Origin of the sequence: Sphingomonas sp. IW22 (genome assembly GCF_041321155.1) — a bacterium.
In the GTDB taxonomy this organism is placed as follows: domain Bacteria; phylum Pseudomonadota; class Alphaproteobacteria; order Sphingomonadales; family Sphingomonadaceae; genus Sphingomonas.
This window is the reverse complement of the sequence record NZ_JBGGWB010000001.1, coordinates 409,747-431,092: the sequence shown is the minus strand read 5'-3', so window position 1 is coordinate 431,092 and position 21,346 is coordinate 409,747. Positions and strand designations below refer to the sequence as shown.

General features: G+C 64.3%; 14 protein-coding genes. 6 read left to right on the top strand and 8 right to left on the bottom strand.

The features are described 5' to 3' along the window. Positions 1-87: 87 nt before the first annotated feature. Together ACAX61_RS02015 and ACAX61_RS02010 are read right to left on the bottom strand one after the other, a co-directional pair. Positions 88-3,012, bottom strand: a complete 2,925-nt coding sequence (locus tag ACAX61_RS02015; protein ID WP_370713156.1) for a TonB-dependent receptor domain-containing protein — start codon at positions 3,010-3,012, stop codon at positions 88-90. Between the two features lie 160 nt (positions 3,013-3,172). Next, positions 3,173-4,729, bottom strand: coding sequence for a S10 family peptidase (locus ACAX61_RS02010; protein WP_370713155.1), 1,557 nt, complete (start codon positions 4,727-4,729; stop codon positions 3,173-3,175). A gap of 87 nt (positions 4,730-4,816) precedes the next feature. Between ACAX61_RS02010 and ACAX61_RS02005 the strand changes: the two genes are divergently transcribed. After that, positions 4,817-5,953, top strand: coding sequence for an alpha/beta fold hydrolase (locus ACAX61_RS02005; RefSeq protein WP_370713154.1), 1,137 nt, complete (start codon positions 4,817-4,819; stop codon positions 5,951-5,953). Between the two features lie 5 nt (positions 5,954-5,958). Here the strand turns inward: ACAX61_RS02005 and ACAX61_RS02000 are convergent, their stop codons facing one another. Both ACAX61_RS02000 and ACAX61_RS01995 read right to left on the bottom strand, forming a co-directional pair. After that, a complete protein-coding gene (locus ACAX61_RS02000; RefSeq protein ID WP_370714877.1) occupies positions 5,959-6,393 on the bottom strand; it encodes a YybH family protein in 435 nt (144 codons plus the stop codon). A 37-nt stretch (positions 6,394-6,430) separates the two neighbouring features. Beyond that, entirely contained in the window at positions 6,431-8,209 is a 1,779-nt protein-coding gene (locus ACAX61_RS01995) for a DUF885 domain-containing protein (protein ID WP_370713153.1), read from the bottom strand. Between the two features lie 158 nt (positions 8,210-8,367). On the opposite strand from ACAX61_RS01995, the gene ACAX61_RS01990 reads away from it, so the two are divergent. Then, the gene (locus ACAX61_RS01990) at positions 8,368-9,384 is read left to right on the top strand and encodes an Ldh family oxidoreductase (RefSeq protein WP_370713152.1); all 1,017 of its coding nucleotides are present in this window, start codon (positions 8,368-8,370) and stop codon (positions 9,382-9,384) included. 5 nt (positions 9,385-9,389) lie between these two features. Here the strand turns inward: ACAX61_RS01990 and ACAX61_RS01985 are convergent, their stop codons facing one another. Both ACAX61_RS01985 and ACAX61_RS01980 read right to left on the bottom strand, forming a co-directional pair. Next, positions 9,390-10,565 carry a M24 family metallopeptidase gene (locus ACAX61_RS01985; protein WP_370713151.1) on the bottom strand — a complete coding sequence of 392 codons (1,176 nt, stop codon included), beginning with the start codon at positions 10,563-10,565 and terminating at the stop codon, positions 9,390-9,392. Then, positions 10,562-11,833 carry an NAD(P)/FAD-dependent oxidoreductase gene (locus ACAX61_RS01980; RefSeq protein ID WP_370713150.1) on the bottom strand — a complete coding sequence of 424 codons (1,272 nt, stop codon included), beginning with the start codon at positions 11,831-11,833 and terminating at the stop codon, positions 10,562-10,564. The genes ACAX61_RS01985 and ACAX61_RS01980 overlap by 4 nt, the downstream gene beginning before the upstream one ends. A 34-nt stretch (positions 11,834-11,867) precedes the next feature. Between ACAX61_RS01980 and ACAX61_RS01975 the strand changes: the two genes are divergently transcribed. The 4 genes from ACAX61_RS01975 to ACAX61_RS01960 are packed head-to-tail and all read left to right on the top strand — an operon-like array spanning position 11,868 to position 15,981. Then, positions 11,868-12,797, top strand: a complete 930-nt coding sequence (locus ACAX61_RS01975; RefSeq protein ID WP_370713149.1) for a dihydrodipicolinate synthase family protein — start codon at positions 11,868-11,870, stop codon at positions 12,795-12,797. An 11-nt stretch (positions 12,798-12,808) separates the two neighbouring features. After that, entirely contained in the window at positions 12,809-13,807 is a 999-nt protein-coding gene (locus ACAX61_RS01970; protein WP_370713148.1) for a 4-hydroxyproline epimerase, read from the top strand. Positions 13,808-13,861: 54 nt separating this feature from the next. Continuing rightward, on the top strand, positions 13,862-14,512 hold the full coding sequence (locus ACAX61_RS01965; protein WP_370713147.1) for a GntR family transcriptional regulator: 651 nt from the start codon (positions 13,862-13,864) through the stop codon (positions 14,510-14,512). Between the two features lie 56 nt (positions 14,513-14,568). Beyond that, complete coding sequence (locus ACAX61_RS01960; protein WP_370713146.1) at positions 14,569-15,981, top strand: amino acid permease; 1,413 nt, start codon at positions 14,569-14,571, stop codon at positions 15,979-15,981. Positions 15,982-16,027: 46 nt separating this feature from the next. Here ACAX61_RS01960 and ACAX61_RS01955 read toward each other — a convergent pair whose 3' ends face one another. Both ACAX61_RS01955 and ACAX61_RS01950 read right to left on the bottom strand, forming a co-directional pair. Further along, a complete protein-coding gene (locus tag ACAX61_RS01955; protein WP_370713145.1) occupies positions 16,028-18,163 on the bottom strand; it encodes a prolyl oligopeptidase family serine peptidase in 2,136 nt (711 codons plus the stop codon). Positions 18,164-18,234: 71 nt separating this feature from the next. Then, entirely contained in the window at positions 18,235-21,090 is a 2,856-nt protein-coding gene (locus tag ACAX61_RS01950; RefSeq protein ID WP_370713144.1) for a TonB-dependent receptor domain-containing protein, read from the bottom strand. Positions 21,091-21,346 lie beyond the last annotated feature (256 nt).

Here is a 21,346-nt window from a genome sequence, read left to right as displayed (position 1 = left end):
TGCCGACCGGTGCGCCGTGGCCGGACATGGTGTTCGTCATCCACGGCGGCGGGTGGCATCACCATCCCGCCGCCGGGTCATCTCACATCAGAACCGCATCCGTGCGCCCACGAAGAAGCGGCGACCAAGCGTGTCGTACAGCGACACGTCGGTATTGGCATCGCCAACCAGCGCGGTGCCAAAGATCGGCGGCTGCTGATCCAGCAGATTGTCGACGCCCAGCGTCAGGGTCAGCATATCCGTCGCCTCGATCGAGAATGAGGTGTCGAGATACCAGGTCGAACCGACATTCTTCACCACGTTCGACGCGGTCGGATACAGGTCCAGCCCGCCGATCATGCGGCCCTGGACGCGCCAGTTGATCGGGCCACTGTTATAGTTGCCCGCCAGGTTCAGCTTGAAATCGGGCGTGATGAAGCCGCCCGTACCTGCCGAACAGCCAGCGCCGTAAAAGCCCGCGCAATCCTGTGGCGTCGAGCTTTCCAAGACTTGGGTCGAGCGTTCGAACAGCCAGCTTGCGACCGCCGTGACGCTGAGCGTCGCATCGTCGTTGCCGATGCCCAGCGCGGCGGGCAGCGGAAGGCGGTAATCGAGCTGTGCGTCGATGCCGTTCACCTTCAGCGTGCCGATATTGTTGCTGTTCACCCGGACATAATCGATCTGACCGTTGTTCAGGCGCACGATCGACTGGCACGTCGCGCTGGACGCGTCGAGCGTGGTGTAGCAGTCGTTCATCGTCTGCTGCGCGTTGATCGTGGTGATCGCATCATCCACCTGCACGTCGAAATAATCGACCGTGATGTTCAGGCGCGGGATGAACGGCGGGGATATGACGGCACCGATGGTATAGGTCGACGACCGTTCCTCACGCAGGTTCGGGTTGCCGCCGCTGTCCTGATTCAGGCCCAGGGTCGCCTGGGTGAAGTTGTCGATCTCGTTCGCGGGTACGCCCTGCTGCACGCAGAATTGCTTCAGCGCATCGCTGCGCGTCTGGCTGGCGTCGCACGGGTCGGTGCCGCCGGTGAAGCCGCGGGTGATCGCGTTGTACAGCTCACCGATATTGGGCGCGCGGATCGCCTTGTTATACGCGCCGCGAATGCGGAACCAGCTGACGGGTGCATATTCGCCACCCGCCTTCCAGGTAAAGACGCTGCCGACCGATGAATAGTCTGAGAAGCGCACCGCGCCCTCGACCGCCAGCGTGTCGACAAAGGGCATGTCGCTCAACAGGGGCACGCGAGCTTCGCCAAAGAATTCGACCACGTCGAACGCGCCCGACAGCGGCTTTTGCGACACCGCGCCATATTCGTTCGCGATGTCCAGCGGGCTTGGATAGAAGTCGTACTGGTCCTTGCGATATTCGGTGCCCAGCGCCACCGAAACCGGGCCCGCGGGCAGGTCGAACAGCGTGCCGCTGACCGTTGCGCCCGCGACCTGCCGGACGAACACGTCGTGGCTCTCGCGAACCGGGGTCAGGAACGCGCCTGCTTCCGGCGTGATCGCACCCAAGCCAAAAATGTTGACGGGCACGCAGCCAAGCGCCTGATTGCGGCAGACGACCTCACCCGATGCGTTCTGGACCGCGTCCAGCCCCATGCTGAGCCGGGTTTGCGAAATCAGGTTTTCGCTGCGCGTATCGGTGCGGTTGCGGGCATATTGGTAAAAGGCGTCCCAACGCCACGTCTGGCCCAGCGCCGTGAAATCGCCGCGCAGACCGCCGGTGAACAGATAGGACTGACGCTCATACAGATAATCGCGCGTGCCCAACTCATCGGCACGCCGGCCGCCGCCCACAACCGCTGCCGTGCCGTCGCCATCGGGATCGAAGATCGCGGCATTGTTCGAGAAAAAGTCGCGCAGGCTGGCCGGAAGCCCCGGATTGGTCGCATAGCCCGGCACCAGCAGCGTCGACGATGCAGCACCTGGCGTCAGCGGGGTGAAGGAGTCGGGCGCCAGCACCATCTGGTTGCGGGTGTTGACATAGAACCCTTCGAGATAGGCGGTCACGCCTTCCGTCAGCTCATATTTGGCGAGGCCTGAGACGTTGTACCGCTCCAACGGGCGCTGAAGCAGGTTGAAGGGGGCATAGTTATAGGTGTCCTGCGGCTGGCAATAAGGCAGGACCTGGCTGTTCTCACCAAAGCGGATGCCGGTGATCGACGTGCAGGCGCCCGACGGCGTCAGGTCGACGCCGACCAGTTGGTTGCGCTGGCTCACGCTGAGCGGCACGCGAGTGCCAGGGATGCTGCCCGATCCCGAATAGACGAGCTGTCCGTTGACTTCGCCAAGCGGCACGCGGCCGAACTCGCGGCTGGACTGGGTGATCGAATCCTGTCGCGTCCATGATGCCGACAGCGCGACATTGCCGCGCCCGTCGCTGGTGCCGGTACCGAATGTCAGGTCGAGCTTTTTGGATGCAGCGTCGCCCCGGTCGGTCAGGCCATATTGAGCTGCAACCTCGACCCCTTCGAAACGGTCGTTCAGGACGAAGTTGATCGCACCCGCGACCGCGTCCGAACCGTAGACGGCGGAAGCGCCGCCGGTGATGATGTCGACCCGGCGGATCAGCGCATCAGGGATGCTGGCAAGGTCGACATTGCCCGAAGAGTCGGCGGGGATGAAGCGGCGCCCGTTGACCATGACCAGCGTTCGCGGCGCGCCCAGGCCGCGCAGGTTCGCGGTCAGAATGCCGGACCCGCCGCCATTGTTCACCGTCGACGTATTGCCCGACGCGAGTTGCGGAAACTCGTTCATCGTTTTTTCCAGCGTGACGTTGCCCGACAATTTGATGTCTTCGTCGCTGACGACGGTCGTCGGGCTGGGCGCCTGAAGATCGGTGCGGATCAGGCGCGAACCGGTGACGACAAGGTCGGGGCCGGTGGTCGACGGAATGGGGCCGGGGTCCTGATCCTGTGCAAGCGCGGGGCTCGCAAAGGTCAGGGCGGTCAGGGCCGAGGTCAAAAGCGCGATGCGGCGGCGCCGGGTCAGCCCGGCGGCGTTGGTACCAGTCATGAGTTCCCCTTTCGGTAGCGTAGGTTCACCTCCTGCGGGTGCCGCGCCCTTTTCGGGTCTTCAGCAGCGACCGGGCCGAAAGCCCGATCGCTCATGAAAGGTATACCGGATATCGTATACTTGCAACTATATTGTCATGTTTGCGATGCACACGCACGCATCAGCGTGCCGTGCTGTCATACCAGTCGGCTAGATCGCGCCTCAATGCGGTCATGGATTCCGGGTGGATGTAGATCATGTGGCCCGACTCATAATATTTGAAGCTCAGGTTCGGGCGCAGCGCCGGCGGCAGTTGCATGTGCTTCAGGTCGTATTCCGCGCCGAAAAAGGGCGTGGCCATGTCGTAATATCCGTTCAGCGACAGAACCTTTAGATGCGGATTGGTTCGCATCGCGCGGGCCAGATCCATCGCCGTATCCGCCGCCGCCATTGGCCGGTTGCCACCGCCCGGCGCCTTGTGCCGCTGATCCCAGGCGGGGGAGATTTCCTTGTAGAAATTGGGGCGATAGGTCAGGTCGGTCTTGTACCCCAGCGTTCCGAACAGATAGCGATTGATCGCGCCGACATAGGCGCCGGAAATGGCGGTGTCCGCCGCGTCGAATTCGGGCGCTTCGCCGGCTGCGTCCAGATCGGCACCGACAAAGCGCGAATCCAGTCGACCGACGGTCTGCCCGGTATCGCGCATCAACTCCTTGCGGAAACGACCCAGGTCCAGGCGAAGGGCGGCGCGGATCCAGTAATCGCGCCCGATCCCCGTATAGGCCGCCAGCCGATCCGCCATGGCGTCGCGTTCGGCGTTGGGCAGGTCATCCCCCTTTGCCAGCGCCGCCAGATAAGGCCCGCGCGCGAATTCGCGTACTTCGGTCAGGAACGGCTCAAGGCTGGCAGGGCGGTTGGGCAGGCGGTTGTGATACCAGGCCGTTGCCGCATAGCTGGGCAGATAAGTTACGCTGATCTGATCGAATCCGGGATTGCGGATGCCATAGTTCAGGATCGATGACAGCAGGATCACGCCGTTCATCTGCGTACCGCGTTCCTGCAGCGTGTGGACCAGACCGGCGGCGCGCAGCGTGCCATAACTCTCGCCCAGCAGGAATTTCGGGTCGTTCCAGCGATTGTTGATCGTCAGGTACCGCTGGATCGCGCTGGCAAAGGCGTCGATGTCCTGATCCACCCCCCAGAAATCCTTGCCCTTTGCCTTGCCCAGCGGCCGGGACAGCCCGGTGCCGATCGCGTCCATGAACACCAGATCGGTCTTGTCGATCAGGCTCTGCGGATTGGGACCGATCGCGAACGGGGCCGGGGCGGCAGTGCTGGCGGTCGGGGTGTCAACACGCACCGGCCCGAACGAGCCGATATGCAGCCACATGCTGGACGATCCGGGTCCGCCGTTGAACACGAACGTCACCGGCCGCGGTGCGCCGCGCGGATTGGCGGCGGTATAGGCGACATAAAACATGCTTGCCCGGGGATCGCCCGCATCGTCGCGAATGGTCACGGTGCCCGGCGTGGCCGTATAGTCGATCCGTTGCCCGGCGACGGTCACGCTGCCCTTGCTGGGGCTCGCCTGCTCCTCGACCGGTGCCTCCGCCCGGTCCGGATGTGCGGCCTCCGCTGCGTCGCCTTTGTCCTGACGAGCGTGGGCGGCATTGCCGATGGGCATCATGGCAGCGGCGATGGCGATTGAGCAGCATGCGACGTTTTGCGTGAACCTCATGGGTGTTCCCTTTACTATCCCAGCATGTTCGTACATCGTATACGAATATCTGGGCGAGTAAATGTGCCGTTTTGACGGGGGGACAGCATGGCGCTGATCGGGAATATGTTGCGTGCGCTTTTGTTGGGAACGGCGTTGGCCGCCGCGCCGGTTGCCGCGCAGCAGGGGACGCAACCTGTTGCGTCGGGCGCGCCGCCCCGCGCGCCCTTTGACGACAAGGTTGTGCGCCAGGGCGATCATGTGATTAACGATTTCCGCTTCGCCAGCGGCGAAGTGCTGCCCCAGTTGCGGATGCACTACCGCACCATCGGAAAGCCGCATCGCGATGCACAGGGGCGCGTCGACAATGCGGTCATGATCCTGCACGGCACCGGCGGCAGCGGTGCACAGTTCCTCCAGCCACATTTCGCGAACGAGCTTTACGGGCCGGGCCAGCCGCTGGACGCCAACCGCTACTTCATCATCCTGCCCGACAATATCGGCCATGGCGGCTCGTCCAAGCCGAGCGACGGGATGCGGATGTCGTTCCCGCGCTATGACTATGACGACATGGTCGAGGCGCAGCGGCGGATGCTGGTCGACGGGTTGAAGGTCGATCGCCTGCGGCTGATTTTCGGCACGTCGATGGGGTGCATGCACATCTTCGTCTGGGGGCAGAAGCGCCCCGATTTCGCGCAGGCGATGATGCCGATGGCGTGTCAGGCGGTGGCGATTGCCGGGCGCAACCGGTTATGGCGAAAGGGCGCGATGGAGGGCATTCGCGCCGACCCGGCATGGCGCGGCGGCAACTATACCGATCAGCCGCTGATGGGCCTGCGGGTTGCGTCCAGCCTGTCGGTCATTGCCGGGACCCCGCCCTGGTGGGCGCAGGCAAATTATCCCACGCGCGATGCCGCCGACGCTTATTGGCGAGAACGGTTCGACCGTGACATCGGCGCGCGCGACGCCAATGATTTCCTGTATCAGCTGGATTCGTCGCGCAATTACGATCCCTCCGCCGGGTTGGAGCGGATTACGACGCCGATGACATGGATCAATTCCGCCGACGATTTCATCAACCCGCCGGAACTGGGGCTGGCAGAGGAGTCGATGAAGCAGCTGAAGACGACGCGCTATGTCCTGATCCCGTCATCGGCCGACACGCGCGGGCACAGCACCCATACCTGGGCGCGGTTCTGGACCAAGGAACTGGTCGACCTGCTGGCCCGGTCGGAGAAGCGATAGCCGCCTTAACGATGCGCCGGGACCGGATCGGCCGGGTCCGGCGTTTCGACCGCCGATACGTGATTGAGTGCGATCACCCAGCGCCCGTTCACCTTTCGCATCAACCGTGTGTTGACGCCATATTGCGGCTGTTCGGGCCGGTCGAGGTGAAAGCGGCTGATCAGCTGGGCGGCGTCCGGCGCCAGCATTTCGACGCGAATGTCATAGAAGTGCAGCCGCCCGCGACGCTCGGGCCGGCCGCCATAGTCGCGGACATAATGGTCCAGCGTGCCCTGCCAGTCCGACTGGAACCGCCCGCGTGAGACAAAGACGACATCGGGGTTGAGAAAGCCGTCCATGTAACCGCGGAAATCACCCCGGTTCCATGCAGCCTCCATCCGCGCGATCACCGCGCGGATTTCGCCTTCGTCGCTTCCCGGCGGAGCGGCAGCGGCGGGCATTGCCGCCGCCACCGCCGCCGCGCAGATCAGGGCAAGGCTAGTTCGCCGTCGCACTGCCCGCTGCCTTTTGCTGGGCGATGAAACGCTCCATCTGGTCTTCGAAGGTGGGCAGCGGGACCGAGCCCATGTCCAGGATCGCGCTGTGGAACGGCGCCGGGTCGAAACGGTCGCCCAGCTCGGCCTCTGCCTTTGCGCGCATCTTACGGATCGACAATTCACCCAGCTTGTATGCCAGCGCCTGTGCCGGCCAGGCGATGTAGCGGTCGACTTCGTTGCGGATGTCCAGCGGGGCAAGCGCGGTGTGCTTCAGGAAATAGTCGATTGCCTGCTGGCGGGTCCAACCCATGGTGTGGATGCCGGTGTCGACGACCAGCCGGGCTGCGCGCCACATTTCGAACGTCTGCCGACCGAACTCCTCATACGGCCCCTCATAGATGCCGAGTTCCTTGCCCAGATACTCGGTATACAGGCCCCATCCTTCGCCATAGCCGGAGAAATAGGTCTGCTGCCGGAAACGGGGCCGCGCCGGCGCCTCAAGTGCGACGGCGGCCTGAAAGCTGTGGCCGGGGTTGCATTCGTGCAGCGTCAGTACCGGGATGGCATAAAGCGGGCGCGACGGCAGGTCGTATGTATTCATCAAACAGCTGTCGAGTCCGCCGCGACCCGATGTATAGATCGGCGCCAGTTCATCCGGCACCGGCAGGATGGTAAAGCGGTAACGGGGCAGCGTTTCGAAATTGTCCTTCAGCTTGCCGTCCATCTTCTTGACGACATAAGCCGACAGCGACAGCAATTCCTTGGGCTTCTTGGCATAGAATTGCGGGTCGGTCCGCAGGAAGTTCAGGAAGGATTCGAAGCTGCCCTGGAACCCTGCGTCCTTCATCGTCGCGCGCATGTCGGCGTCGATGCGGGCCACTTCCTTCAGGCCGATTTCGTGGATCTGCTGCGGGGTCAGGTCCAGCGTCGTGAATTCGCGAATGCGATCCTGATAGAATGCCTTACCGTCGGGCAGTGAATAGGCGTCGATCGTCTTGCGCGCGCGGGGCATATATTCCTCGCGCATGAATTTCAGCAGCTTGGCATAAGCGGGCGCGACCTGATCGCGGATCACCGTCTGCGCTTCGGCCTGCATCGCCTGTTTCTGTGCGTCTGGCACCGTGCCAGGCATCTGGTCGAACGCCTTGTAGAACGGGTTGGCGGCATCGGTCGCGGTAAAGGGCTCAATGGTCTTGTCGCGGTTTTCGATCGAGACGCGCGGCACCGTATAACCGCGCTTCAAGCCGGCACGCATGTTCGCGATCTGCTCGTCGAAATAGCGCGGAATGTCACGCATCCGACCCAGATAACGCTGATAGTCCTCTGCCCGTGAAAAGGGCGTGCGCGGGTTCAGGCCGGTCCAGAAAAACGTGTCCGAGTTGAACGGCGCCTCGTATGTCTTGTATTTGATATTGTTCGTTTCCTGCCACAACCAGGTGCGAAAGACCGCGTGGTTCATGCGGTCCTCGTTCGACAGGCTGTCGACCGGAATGGCATCGACCTGCTTCAACAGGTCCGACCAATAGGCATAGCGGCGCTGCCATGTCTGGGGCGTCACGCTGGGCAGATGATCGTCGGCGGTGGGGCCGCCGCCCTGCGATCCAGGGATGCGCGCGAATTCCTTTTCGCGAAAGGCCCACTCCGCGTCGTAAAGCGCCTTCAGGCGGGGATCGGGGGTCGGGGCGGCTGCCGTCGCGGCCGGTGTCTGTCCTCCGGCCAGCGCGGGGGATGCGGTGCCCGCCAGAAGCAGCGCGGTGAGGAAGAGGGTCTTTCGAAACATCGGCGGCTTCTCCGAAATCGCAAGAGTCATGGTTGCGGGCATAAGGAGCGACCGTGCGTCGGTCGCGCGACTGGCACAACCATAACGCCCCCTTTTGCCCGACGTTCAGATACGGTATACGATAAAGACTGGCGATCAAGTGGAAAACAGGAGTGGTTGTGGAGCGGACCGAACAGGGTGTACGGCTGACGCTGGGAGAAGTGCGGGAATTAGCCAGCGATACGCTGTCGCGCCACGGCCTGCGCGCCGATCACGTCGATGCAGTGGTCGAGACGATTGTCGCGGGAGAGCGTGATCGCTGCGCCTCCCACGGGGTCTACCGCCTGACCAACTGCGTCCACACGCTGAAATCGGGCAAGGTGAAGCCCGACGCCGACCCGCGCATCACGCCCGCCGCCGCGGCGATTGTGCGCGTCGACGCCGATGGCGGCTTTGCACAACGCGCGTTTCAGATCGGTGCGCCGCTGCTGGTTGAAAAGGCGCGGGCGAACGGGATTGCGGCACTGGCCATCAATCACTGCGTCCATTTCGCCGCGCTGTGGCCAGAGATCGAGGCGCTGACCGCGCAGGGACTGGTCGCCATCGCCTGCACCCCCAGCCACGCCTGGGTCGCGCCGGCGGGTGGGCGAAAGCCCTTGTTCGGGACCAACCCGATTGCGTTCGGCTGGCCGCGACCGGACCGCGACCCGTTTGTCTTCGATTTTGCCACCAGCGCGGTCGCGCGGGGGGAGATCGAACTGCATCGCCGCGCAGGCAAGGCTATTCCCAAAGGCTGGACGATCGACGCCGATGGCAACGCGACCACCGACCCCGAAGTGGGGCTGGCAGGGGCGCTTCTGACCTTTGGCGGGCACAAGGGTTCGGCGCTGTCGGCGATGATCGAACTGATCGCAGGGCCGCTGATCGGCGACCTGACCAGTGCGGAGTCGCTGGCGCATGACGATGGCGCGCTGGCATCGCCCTATGGCGGGGAGCTGGTGATCGCGATCGACCCCGCAGGGTTTCTGGGCGATGCCGCCGCCGCGCATATCGCGCGGGCAGAGGCGCTGTTCGACGGGATTGAGGGGCAGGGCGCGCGCCTGCCCTCCACCCGCCGTTTTGCCGCACGGCGTGAGACCCCGCGCGACGGTGTGCTGATCCCGACCGAACTTTACGACGCGCTGCTGGCGCTCTGACGCGATCAGACCGGGCGGTCGATCGCGGGGGCGGGGGGCGTGAACCACGCCGCCCCCGTTTCGGTGACGTGGAAATGATCCTCCAGCCGCACGCCGAAGCGGTCGGGGATGACGATCATCGGCTCGTTGGAAAAACACATGCCCGGCGCCAGCACCGCGTCAGACCCGCGTACCAGATAGGGCGCTTCGTGGATCGATAGGCCGATGCCGTGCCCGGTCCGATGGGGCAGGCCCGGCAGGCGATAATCGGGGCCAAGCCCGCCCGCCTCCAGCACGGCGCGCGCAGCATTGTCCACCTGGGCGCAGGTGACGCCCGGACGCGCGGCATCGAACGCGGCCTGTTGCGCAGCCTTTTCCAGATCCCAGATGCGCTGCTGCTCCGCATCGGGAGTACCGTAGACATAGCTGCGGGTGATGTCGGAATGATAACCCTCCACCCGGCAACCGGTGTCGATCAGCACCATGTCGCCTTCGCTCAGGATATCGTCTTCGGGCAGGCCGTGCGGAAATGCCGTCGCGCGGCCGAAATGGACGATGCAGAAGCTGCTGCCCGCCGCGCCCAGTGCCCGGTGTGCGGCGTCGATGAAGCGTCGGACCTCGCTGGCGCGGATGCCGGGTGTCAGGATGCGCGCGGCGCGGCGATGCACCTCCAGCGTCATGTGCTTTGCCTGTTGCAACAGCGCCAGTTCCGCCGCCGATTTGATCGTGCGACAACCGTCGATCACCGCCTCGCCATTGCTGAAAGCGGTGTCGGGCGCGGCATTGCGGATGCGATCGACAAAGCCGAACGCCAGCGCCGGATCGACCGCGACGCGAGGGGGCAGCGCGGCAGCCAGCAGGACGGCGGGGTCCTCATCCTCTTCCCACAGGCGGATGTCGGCGGCGATCTTCAGATCGGCCTCAAGGCTGCCCAGTTCGAACCGGGGACAGATCAGGATCGGGTCGCCATCGACCGGCAGCACCATCGCCACCAGCCTTTCGGTCGCGCCCCAGGGCACGCCGGTGAAGTAGCGCAGCGAATCGCCCGCGCCGACAACCAGCGCATCGGCGCCCTTTGCCCCCGTCAGCGCGCGTGCGCGGGCCATGCGGGCGAGATATTCGTCGCGCCTGATTGGCGGCGCGGCGTCAGTCCATGCCGTCAGCGCTGCCAGTTCCGTTGCTGCGTCCGAACCGCCGATCATCGTGCCTGTCCCTTCTCAAAACGCGTCAGGCTCAGGCGCGGGTCACGCTTGCCCTCCAAGATCATCGCCGCGACCCGTTCGCCCGTCGTCGCCGCTAGCGTCAGGCCCAGATGCTGGTGGCCAAAGGCATAGTAAAGGCCCGGCACCCGTTCGCTCGCGCCGATTGCGGGCAGATAGTCGGGCAGGGTGGGCCGCGATCCGATCCATTCGCGCGCGCCCGCGTCGATCGGCAGGCCCAGCGCCTCCGCATGGTCGCGCAGCCTTTGCCACTTGCGGGGGTCGGGCGGCGCATCCGGGCGGGAGAACTCGACAAAGCTGGCCGCGCGCAGCCCGCTTTCGAAGCGGGTGACGATGGTCGCGCGATCCTCGAACACGATGGGCGGGGTGTCGGCGGGCCAGTCGCGGTCGCTGACCGGCTGCTGGATGTGATAGCCGCGCTCGGCAATGATCGGCACCGTATGGCCCAGCGGCCGCAGCAAAGCGCCCGATGCGACCCCCGCCGTGACGGTGACCGTTTCGAACAGCATTTGCTGGCCGTCCACGCGAAGCTCGACGCCGCCCGCCCGTGGTAGCACCGCCTCCGCCCGTCCGCGATGAACGGTGCCGCCCGCGCTCAGGAAGGTCGCTTGCAGCCGTTCCAACAGGCGGCTGGGGTCGGCAATCTGGCCGCTGCCGTCAATGCGGACCGCATCGACCGCCGCTTCGCCCACCAGTGCGCGCAGGCGTTCGCGGTCCGCCGCATCGGCATCGCGAACGCGGGCGACGCCGGTGTCGGCCTTGCTCCAGGCGGCGCGGCCCGCATCGGCGCTGGCCCGGCTTTCCCAAACGATCAGATGGCCACCCACGCGCATCAGATCGGGAGCGCCCGCATTTTCCAGCAGCCGCTGCCATGCTGGAATGGCTTCCCCCAGCATCTCGCTCAGCACCGCGCGCCCCTGTTCAAAGCGGGCGGGGGATGCCGCACGCATCAGGCGCAGGCCGAATGGCAGCCACTGGCGAATGGCGTTCCCAGGCAGCGACAATGCGCCACCGCGAAAGAACAGTCGCTGCCACGCAGTGCTGAGCATTGCGGGCGACGCCAGCGGATCGACCTGCTCCACCGCGATATGTCCCGCATTGCCCCAAGAGGCACCGGACGGTCGGATTTCAGGCTCGATCAGCGTTACCTGTCGTCCGGCATGTTGAAGGGCAATGGCAGAAGCAAGCCCCGCAACCCCGCCGCCCACAATGGCATGTCGCGCGGCGATATTTGCATTTGATCTTGTCACTTGGGAAATATACCGTATACGAAATGCAGATGCAATGGAGGACCGAGTGAGTTCAGCTACCCTGACCTGGCGTGGAGTCTACCCCGCCGCGACAACCCAGTTCGCGCCTGACCTCTCGGTCGATATCGATGCCAGCCAGAAGACGCTCGACGCGCTGGTCGTTGATGGCGTCGACGGGCTGATCGCGCTGGGCACCTGCGGCGAGAATAACTCGCTGGAGCCGGACGAGAAGCGCCATCTGCTTCAGGCCGCGGTCGAGGTTGTCGATGGGCGCGTGCCGATCTTGGTGGGCGTGTCGGAAATGACGACATCGCGCGCGGTGGCGTTCGCTCGCGATGCGGAAAAGATCGGCGTCGATGGCCTGATGGTGCTGCCCGCCATGGTCTATGTGCCCACCATGGGCGAGCTTTGCACCCATTTCGAAACCGTCGCGCGTGCCACGTCGTTGCCGGTAATGCTCTATAACAACCCGCCCGCTTACCGCGTGAACATCGGCATCGACGCGCTCGATCGCCTGTCGGCCACCGAGAACATCGTCGCGGTCAAGGAAAGCGCCCCCGATCCGCGCCGCTTCACCGACCTGATCAACGCATTTGGCGACCGTTATGTGCTGATGGCCGGGTTGGACGACGTCGCGCTCGAAGGGCTGATGCTGGGCGCGCATGGCTGGATTTCGGGCCTGACCAGCGCGTTCCCGCGTGAATCCGTCGCGCTGGTCGCGGCGCTGGCCGAGGGTAATCTGGCCGAGGCGATCCGCATCTATCGCTGGTTCATGCCGCTCCTCCACCTCGATGCCGAACATGATCTGGTTCAGTCCATCAAGCTGGCCGAAGAGATTATGGGCCGCGGGTCGGAACGCGTCCGCCTGCCACGCATGCCGTTGGAAGGGCAGCGTCGCGCCGATGTGATCCGGTGGGTCGAACAGTGCGCGGCGACCCAGCCGAGCCTGGCTGCTGCTGCCTGAGCCGCCCGGCCGTGCGTAACCTGTTCTTCTGCATCGACGGCCATACGGCGGGCAATCCGGTCCGCCTGGTCGCCGGCGGCGCACCCTTGCTCAAGGGTGCGTCGATGGCCGAGCGCCGGCTGGACTTCCTGGCGCGGTTCGACTGGATCCGCACGGGCCTGTGTTTCGAACCGCGCGGGCATGACATGATGTCGGGCGGGTTCCTGTACCCGCCCACACGCGAGGATGCGGACGTCGGCATCCTGTTCATCGAAACCAGCGGCTGCCTGCCGATGTGCGGGCATGGCACCATCGGCATGGTGACCTTCGGCCTGCAAAACGGGCTGATCCGACCCGCAATTCCCGGTCGTTTGCGTGTCGAGGTGCCCGCCGGGCTGCTCGACATTGAATATGCGATGGACGGCGCACGGGTCCGGTCGGTGCGAATTCGCAACGTCCCCGCCTTTCTGGCGGTCGAAGGTCTCGACCTTGATGTGCCCGATCTGGGACCGATCACGGTCGATATCTCCTATGGCGGCAATTTCTATGCGATCATCGAGCCACAGGGCGGATATCGCGGGCTGGATGCGATGGATGCGGGGCAGATCATCGCGCTAAGTCGGACCATTCGCGCGATGCTTCGCGATATGATTGAACCGGTGCATCCGCTCGATCCCAATATTCGCGGTGTCAGCCACGTCCTCTGGGCCGACAAGCCCATGGGCGACGGCGCCGATGGGCGTAACGCCGTATTCTATGGCGAAAAGGCGATCGATCGCAGCCCATGCGGGACGGGAACATCGGCGCGGCTGGCGCATCTTCACGCGCGCGGACGGTTGAAGGTGGGCGACCGTTTCGTCCATCAAAGCTATATCGGCAGCGAGTTCATCGGCCGGGTAGAGGCCGAAATCATGGTCGGTGAACGGCCGGGTATTATTCCCTCGATCGAGGGGAGCGCGTTCGAAACCGGGTACAACACAATCTGGATCGACGATGCCGATCCGTTCCCCACTGGATTTTCGGTCCTGTGAGGCGTTCAGTATTTGGCGTGACAACCGCGTGCGCGACATGATTATGTCGGTGTTATGAGCATCGTCATCCGCAACCTCTCGGACCAACTCGTCAGCCTTGTTCGCGAACGCGTGCTGGCGGGTACCGTCCCCCTCGATCGCCCGATCCGTCAGGACGCACTCGCAGCGGAACTGGGCATCAGCAAAATCCCGCTACGCGAAGCGCTGGCCCGGCTGGAGCAGGAGGGGCTGTTACGATCCCAAGCCAATCGCGGTTTCTTCGTCCGCGAACTCAGCCGGGACGAGGCCGAGGAAGTGTTTACCATCCGCATGCGGCTGGAACCGGACACCATGGCACTGGGTGCCGAACGCGCGACCGATGCGGAGCGCAAGACCGCGTCGGACCTTTACGACACGCTGTATCAGGTGACCGATCAGGGCGGCGACGGCGTCGGCGCGTTCAACCGCGCATTTCACCTCGCGCTGCTGAACCCCAGCCGCCAGCGACTGACTGTCAGCGTGCTGGAACGGGTGCATGTCCTGTCGGAACGCTATGTCCGCAAGCATCTGGAGCCTCTGGGCCGCGACGACCGCGCCAATGAGGAGCATCGCGAAATACTCGACGCCTGGCTTTCGCGGGACGTGGCGATCCTGCGCGACCTGACTGAGCGTCATATCGGCAAAACCATGGACGATCTTCGACAACAGCTTGCCGCCACGGGCTGAGTCCCAGGGGCGGCGTTGCGTGCCGGAGATCACGATCAGGGAAGGGGCAAACTATCGTGACCACCGGTTTCTGGGGACCGATCAAACCGATCGGCGCCAATCAGCATGACTCTGAACATCGATTGCGCGCGACGCTGTCATGGCCGCACCTGATCGCGCTGGGCATCGGCGCGATCGTCGGTACGGGGATCTACACCCTGACCGGGGTGGGTGCCGACCGCGCCGGTCCGGCGGTCATTCTTGCATTCGCCATTGCGGGCGCGGTTTGTGCCTGCGCGGCGCTGGCTTACGCCGAAATGGCGACGCTGATCCCGACGGCGGGCGGTGCCTATGCCTATACCTATTCGGTCGCCGGGGAGACGCTTGGCTGGATCGTCGGGTGGAGCCTGATCCTCGAATATTCATTGGCTTGCAGCACCGTGGCGGTCGGCTGGTCCGGCTATCTGGTCGGCTGGATCCAATCGGCGGGGATCGACCTGCCCGAAATGTTGCTGGCGGGGCCACATGCCGGTGGCCTGATCAACCTGCCTGCGGTGCTGGTGGCGCTGGCGGTAGCGGGGATGCTGATCCTGGGGACGCGTGAAAGCGCCACGTTCAATATCATCCTCGTCACGATCAAACTGATCGCCCTGGCTGTTTTCGTGGCGCTGACGGCGCCTGCATTCGACATCGCGAACATGCAGCCGTTCATGCCCTATGGCTTTACCAGCACCGACGACGGCGGCACGACGCGCGGCGTCATGGCGGCGGCGGCGATCGTGTTTTTCGCCTTTTACGGGTTCGACGCGGTGGCCACCTCGGCGGAAGAAGCGCGCAATCCGGGTCGCGACCTGAAGATCGGGATCATCGGGTCGATGCTGGCCTGCACGCTGATCTATATGGGGGTCGCGGTGTCGGCGGTCGGCGCGCTCGATTATCGTGAGCTGGCCAATTCGGCCGAGCCGCTGGCGCTGGTTCTGCGAACGCTGGACCATCCGGTCGCCGCGTGGGCGATTGCGCTCGCCGCGCTGATCGCGCTGCCGTCGGTCATCCTGGTGATGATGTATGGGCAGAGCCGCATCTTCTTCGTGATGGCGCGCGACGGTCTGCTGCCGCGCGCGCTCAGCACCGTGTCCAAGCGGACCGGATCGCCGACGCGCATCACTGCGCTGACGGGTGTGTTCGTGGCGCTGTGTGCTGGCTTTTTCCGGCTGGACGAGATTGCGGAGCTGGCCAATGCCGGGACCCTCATCGCCTTTATCGCGGTTGCTGGCTGCATGATGCTGCTGCGCCGCCGCGCGCCTGATCTGCCGCGCATATTCGCATGCCCGGCGCCTTATCTGATCGGTACGCTGGCGGTGGTCGGCTGTATCTATCTGTTGTTCAGCCTGCCGACGACGACGCTGGTGCGCTTCGCAGGCTGGAACGTGGTCGGTATCGTGATTTACTTCGCCTATGGCCGCCGCCGCAGCGTGCTGCGCGGCGCCTGAGCCGATGGGGCATAGGTGGTCAGCCGACCGCCTATGCCCCCCGGTTTCACTGCCCGCCCAAGGCATGCCAAAGATAGGTGAACTCTACCGCGCGGGCTTTGGCGCGGCGGCGCCAGTCGCCGGGCGCGGGGCCGCCGGCCAGTTCCCAATAATGGCCGCCTTGCTCGTCCTCGAAATACAGCGCTTCGTGCCCCTGTTCGCGAAGGCGCGCAGCATAGCGTCGCGCGTGTCCGGGCAGCACTCGATCGTCATCGGTCGCGGTAATGATCAGCGGGCGAGGATAGGGCGTGGTGGCCGCCCGCGCGATGGTCTGCATCGGCGAATATTGGCTCAGGAACGCGCGGTCGGCGGCGAGATCCGGATTCCCATATTCGGCCAGCCACGTCCCGCCGGGCGGCAACTGGTGAAAGTTAAGCATGTCGATCAACGGCCCGCCGACAATCGCCGCCTTCATCAGTTCCGGCCGGCGCTGCATCACGGCAGCGACAAGCAGCCCCCCGTTTGAGCGTCCGATGATGCCGGTGCGTTCGGGGGCACTAAAACCGCGCCGCTGCACATCGGCAATCACGGCCTCCATATCCTCGAACGCGCGTGGGTGATGCTCGCGCATCGTCGCGCGGTGCCAGTCCGGCCCATGTTCCCCCCCGCCGCGCAGATAGGCGTGGACATAGACCCCGCCCTTTTCCAGCCACAGCTTGCCAAAGACCGGCTCGTAGCGCGGTGTGACGGGCACGTCATAACCGCCATAGCCATAGATCAGCGCCGGGTGGCGGCCATCCATCGCGATGCCGCGACGATGCATCACCAGATAGCTGATGCGCGTTCCGTCCTTGCTGACGGTCGTGTAGCGATTGCTGACCATGTTCGTGGCATCGAAGGCGGGCTGCCGGGCGTATAGCAGCTGCGCGGCGCCGGTGTCGGGATCGACCAGTTCGATCCGCTCCGGCTCAAGCGGCGTCTCCCGCCGCAGAAGCAGCTTGCCGCCGGGCGTGCCCAGCACCGACACGAACTGTTCATCAGGGATCGGCACAAGCGCGGGGCGTATGGGATCGCCGGATGCCGTCACCTCCTCGATCCGGCTATAGCTGTCGTGAAGCAGTTCGACGAACAGGCGCTCCCCAATTGTGAAGGTGCCCCGCACGGCATCGTCGCCATGTGGCTTGTAAATCAGGGTCGCGCCCTCGATCGTCGCGCGTTGCATCAGCGCGGCCAGGTCGATGCCGACGAGGCTGCCCGCCGGGAATGTCGGCCCGTTGGGGGCGGGGCGCCAGTCCACCTCCGGCCGCAACAGCAGCTTGCCCTGATACATGCCGCGCATCTGTGCCCATTCTGGTAGCGGCAGGGGCTGTTGCTCGCCGGTCGAAAGGTCGATCAGCTTATATTCGCGCCGTTCGAAATCGATGTGGCGGGCAGCGACAAAGCGGTCGGTTCCGCCCGCCTTGACCAGCATTGCCGACAGCATGGCGTCGCGTTCGCCGATCGAGAACAGCGTTCGCGCTTTCTCGACCGGCTCACCCCGGCGCCAGACGCGCAACGTGCGCGGGACAAGCGAAATATTGACGCTGGCCCGGTCCAGTACGGGCGCGACCAGCAGCGTGTCGTCGTCGATCCACCAGGTGCGATGCTTGCCGACGGGCAGGTTGAAGCCATCGCGAACGAACTGCCCCGTCGTCAGGTCGAACTCGCGCGTCGCGGCCGCATCCTTGCCATTGTCGGACAGCTGGATCAGGCACCGTCCATTGGCGCGGCACGACGCGCCGCCGAAAATCCAGCGCACGCCCTCCGCCGCGCCAAGCGCGTCCAGGTCGATCACGGTTTCCCATTGCGGCGTTGCGGCCAGCCAGGCGGCGGCGGTCGAACGACGCCATACGCCCATCGGCGCCGCCCGCGACTGGTGATAGGCATATACATGATCGCCGATGAAGCGAATGTCGTCTGGCTGGGTCGGGTCGGTAAGCACCGCCGCGGCTTCACTCTCGAATTTCGAAAAGCGCGGATCGGCGCTGAGCGACGCCAGTGTCGCGGCACGTTCCTTCGCCACCCACGACAGCGCGCGCGGGGCATAGGTGTCGTCAAGATAAGCGGGGCCATGCCCCTGTTGGGCCAGTGCCGCGCCATGCGGGGCAATGATTGTCAGCAGGACGGCGGCCGCGCGCGTCCCGATAGGGTCAAATCGTTTCACGGTCGGATTTCTCGCCAGTTGCCAGTCTTGAAAAAGGGGCCGGGCGGCCTGCGGAGCCGCCCGGCATGGCATCAGAACTTGAAGTTGACGCCGGTGTAAAAGAACTGGCCAGTGGCCGGATAAACCTCGACCCCGGCATAGCTGCCGGCGCCGCCCGCGCGGGTTTCCGGCAGATACGGTGGCTGACGGTCGAACAGATTGTCGACGCCGGCAAACAGACGCAGACCGGGGGTGAAATCATATCCCGCCTGCATGTTGAACAGGAAGAAGTCGCCTGACTGAGCGGTCGCGCGATTATCCTCCGGCTGGGTCGGCTGCACGTCACGCTGCATCGAGGACAGGTAGGTCATCACCGCAGTCACGTCGAAATCGCCCAGATCCCAGGTCGCGTTGCCGCGAACCTTCCATTCGGGAAAGCCATATTCGCCGTTGAAGTCGATGACGTTGCTGCCCGTCAGCGTGCCGGGTGCCACGACCGTCGTCACCTTGGTCATGTGCGTCCCCACCGCGCCCAGCGTCAGCGAACCCAATTCTGCCAGGTCGTGACGATAGCGCAGTTCCATATCGAAGCCCTCTCGCTCAAGGCGGGAGACGTTGATGTTCTGGCGGCGGATCTGCTGAATATCACCACTGGCGCTGCGAGTGATCGACGAACAGAATGCATTGTCGATGCTGGCAAGATCGACGCAGTTGTTCAGAATGTCCTGCGCCCCGAACACATTGATGGCATCGGTGATCTTGATGCTGAAGTAGTCGAAGGTGGCCGTGAAGCCGGGCAGGAAGCGCGGCTGGAACACGCCGCCGATGGTCAGGGTGTCGGCCTTTTCCACGTCGAGCGCGGCGTTGCCGCTGGTGGCGGTGCGGATGTTGATCGTGCGGGCGTTGGACACGAAATTGCCCGGCACGCCGATCGCTGCGCAATTCGCCGCGCGGCCCGATGCGCCGCCGCCGATGAAATCGACGTCGCAGGGATCGTCAACCGTGATGAAGCCTTCGCTGCCCGGTGAGAACAGTTCGCCCACATTGGGGGCCCGGACGGCGCGGGCCAGCACCGACCGGAACCGGATATCGGGGATCGGCGCCCAGGTGCCGCCGACCTTCCAACTGGTGGCGTTGCCGGAGGTCGAATAGTCCGACATGCGGACCGCCGCTTCAATCTCAAGCTGTTCGAAAAAGGGTTGGTCGCTCAGCAGCGGGACGATCGTCTCGGCATAAAACTCCATCACGTCGAAAGCACCCGCCGTCGATTGGCGACGCGTGAAGAAAAAGCCCTGACCTGCCTGATCGACCGGGGAGACGAGGTAGCTGCTCTCTTCCTTGCGATATTCTACCCCGGCTGCGAAGGAGATCGCACCCGCGCCCCAGAAATCGCCGATCGATCCGGTCACGTTGGCGGTTGCGACCAGCTGGTTCAAACGCGCGGTTTCGGTGGCAAACGGGATACGGATATATTGCAGCGCTGCGTCCGAAATCGCGGCGCCGGGCTGCAGGAAGTTGATCGGCACGCAACCCTGCGCCTGTGCCGTCACCGAACGACAGCGGATGGTGCCGTCGGTGCCGCGAACGGCATCCAACGCGTTCAGGAACTTGGCCTGATCGACGTCATTCACGCGGGTGTTGGCAAAGTTCATCCGGCCATATTGGAACGTCGTGTCATAGCGGATGTCGCCCAGACCCGTCGCGCCGCGCACACCGGCGACCAACTGGTACAGGTCGCGATTGGTATCCTGACCGCGAAGGCCCAGTTCCTGATCCGAACGCAGGATGCCGATCGAGGTGACGTTCGCTTCTTCCATCAGGCCGCGAAGCGAAGGCGAGACAAAGGGATTGTCGATGCTGATCTGGTTGGTCGTCGGCGGGATTTCGAACACCGACCCAAAGCGCGACGAGGATGCCGTGTTGGCGTAGCGCCCCTCTGCATAAAGCTCGGCCGCATCGGACAGTTCATAGCGCGTGTTGAGCGAGAACAGCGTGCGCTCGACCGGGATCTTGATCGCGCACTTCGCCTGCGGGCATTGCGCATCATAGCCGAGTTCCGCCTCGCCACCGTCGGTGAACTGGCCGCCAGCGATCAGGCCCGATGGGCCAAGTCCGAATTCGCGCACCGATCCGTCGGGGTTGAACGCAAACGCCTCAAGCCCGCTGCCGCGGTTCAGAAGGAACATCGACTCCTGCTGGCCGCCAAGCTGGCGGACATTTGCGAGCAGCGCATAATCGTCGATACCGTCGCGCGGACCCGTATTGGCAGGATTGGGTACCCAGTTCAGGCCGGAAATGGCGCGCTTGCGTGCATCATATTCGATGCCGCCTTCAGACGTATAGGCCAGATGCGCAGCCACGTTGCCGCGGCCGTCGGCAAAGTTACTGCCGGCAGTAGCGTTGATCGAATAGCGTTCGGCGTCCCCGCGTGAGGAAATGCCCGTCTGGCCCTGTACCTCCAGCCCTTCGAAATCACGCTTCAGAATGAAGTTCACCACGCCCGAAACCGCGTCCGCGCCGTAAACGGCCGATGCGCCGCCCGTGATGACCTCGACACGTTCGATCAGCGGTGTCGGGATAGTGTTGACGTCAACCGCCGTGGTGCTGGGGTTCGAGCCAACCTGGCGGCGACCATTGACCAGCACCAATGTGCGGTTGGTGCCCAGCGCGCGCAGGTCCAGCAGGTCGAGACCCGCGCCGTTGAACGTGACACCGGAGCTTTCCGACGAAAGGCCGGGCGCGAGTGCTGGCAACTGGCGCAGCAGCTCGCCGGGCGCGACGACGCCGGTTGCCTCAATGGCTTCCGCATCGAGCATGACGGTTGGCGTCGAGGTTGTCGCGCCGGACCGTACGATGCGCGAACCGGTTACGACAATTTCGCTGTCATCCGGCGGCGGCGGCCCGGCTTCCTGAGCGCTGGCCGCATGTGCGGTAAAGAGCGCTGACAATGCAGCTGATAGGAAAAGCGTCGATTTTCTATACGACATGATAGACCCCCGTTGTTTCGACGGCACGCGCACACAGCGGCCAAAAAGCCACTCAGAAGTTCATCTGCGGGAGGGAATCGGTCTGACGCCGAATAGCGAATTAGTATACCTTATCCGCCATCTTCGCAAGTGCAGCAGATACGGTATTTAGGCCTTTAAACCCGAAAAAGCTGGGCCTTGCGCCTATTGTTGCGAGAGCGAAACAAAAGGGGCGTCC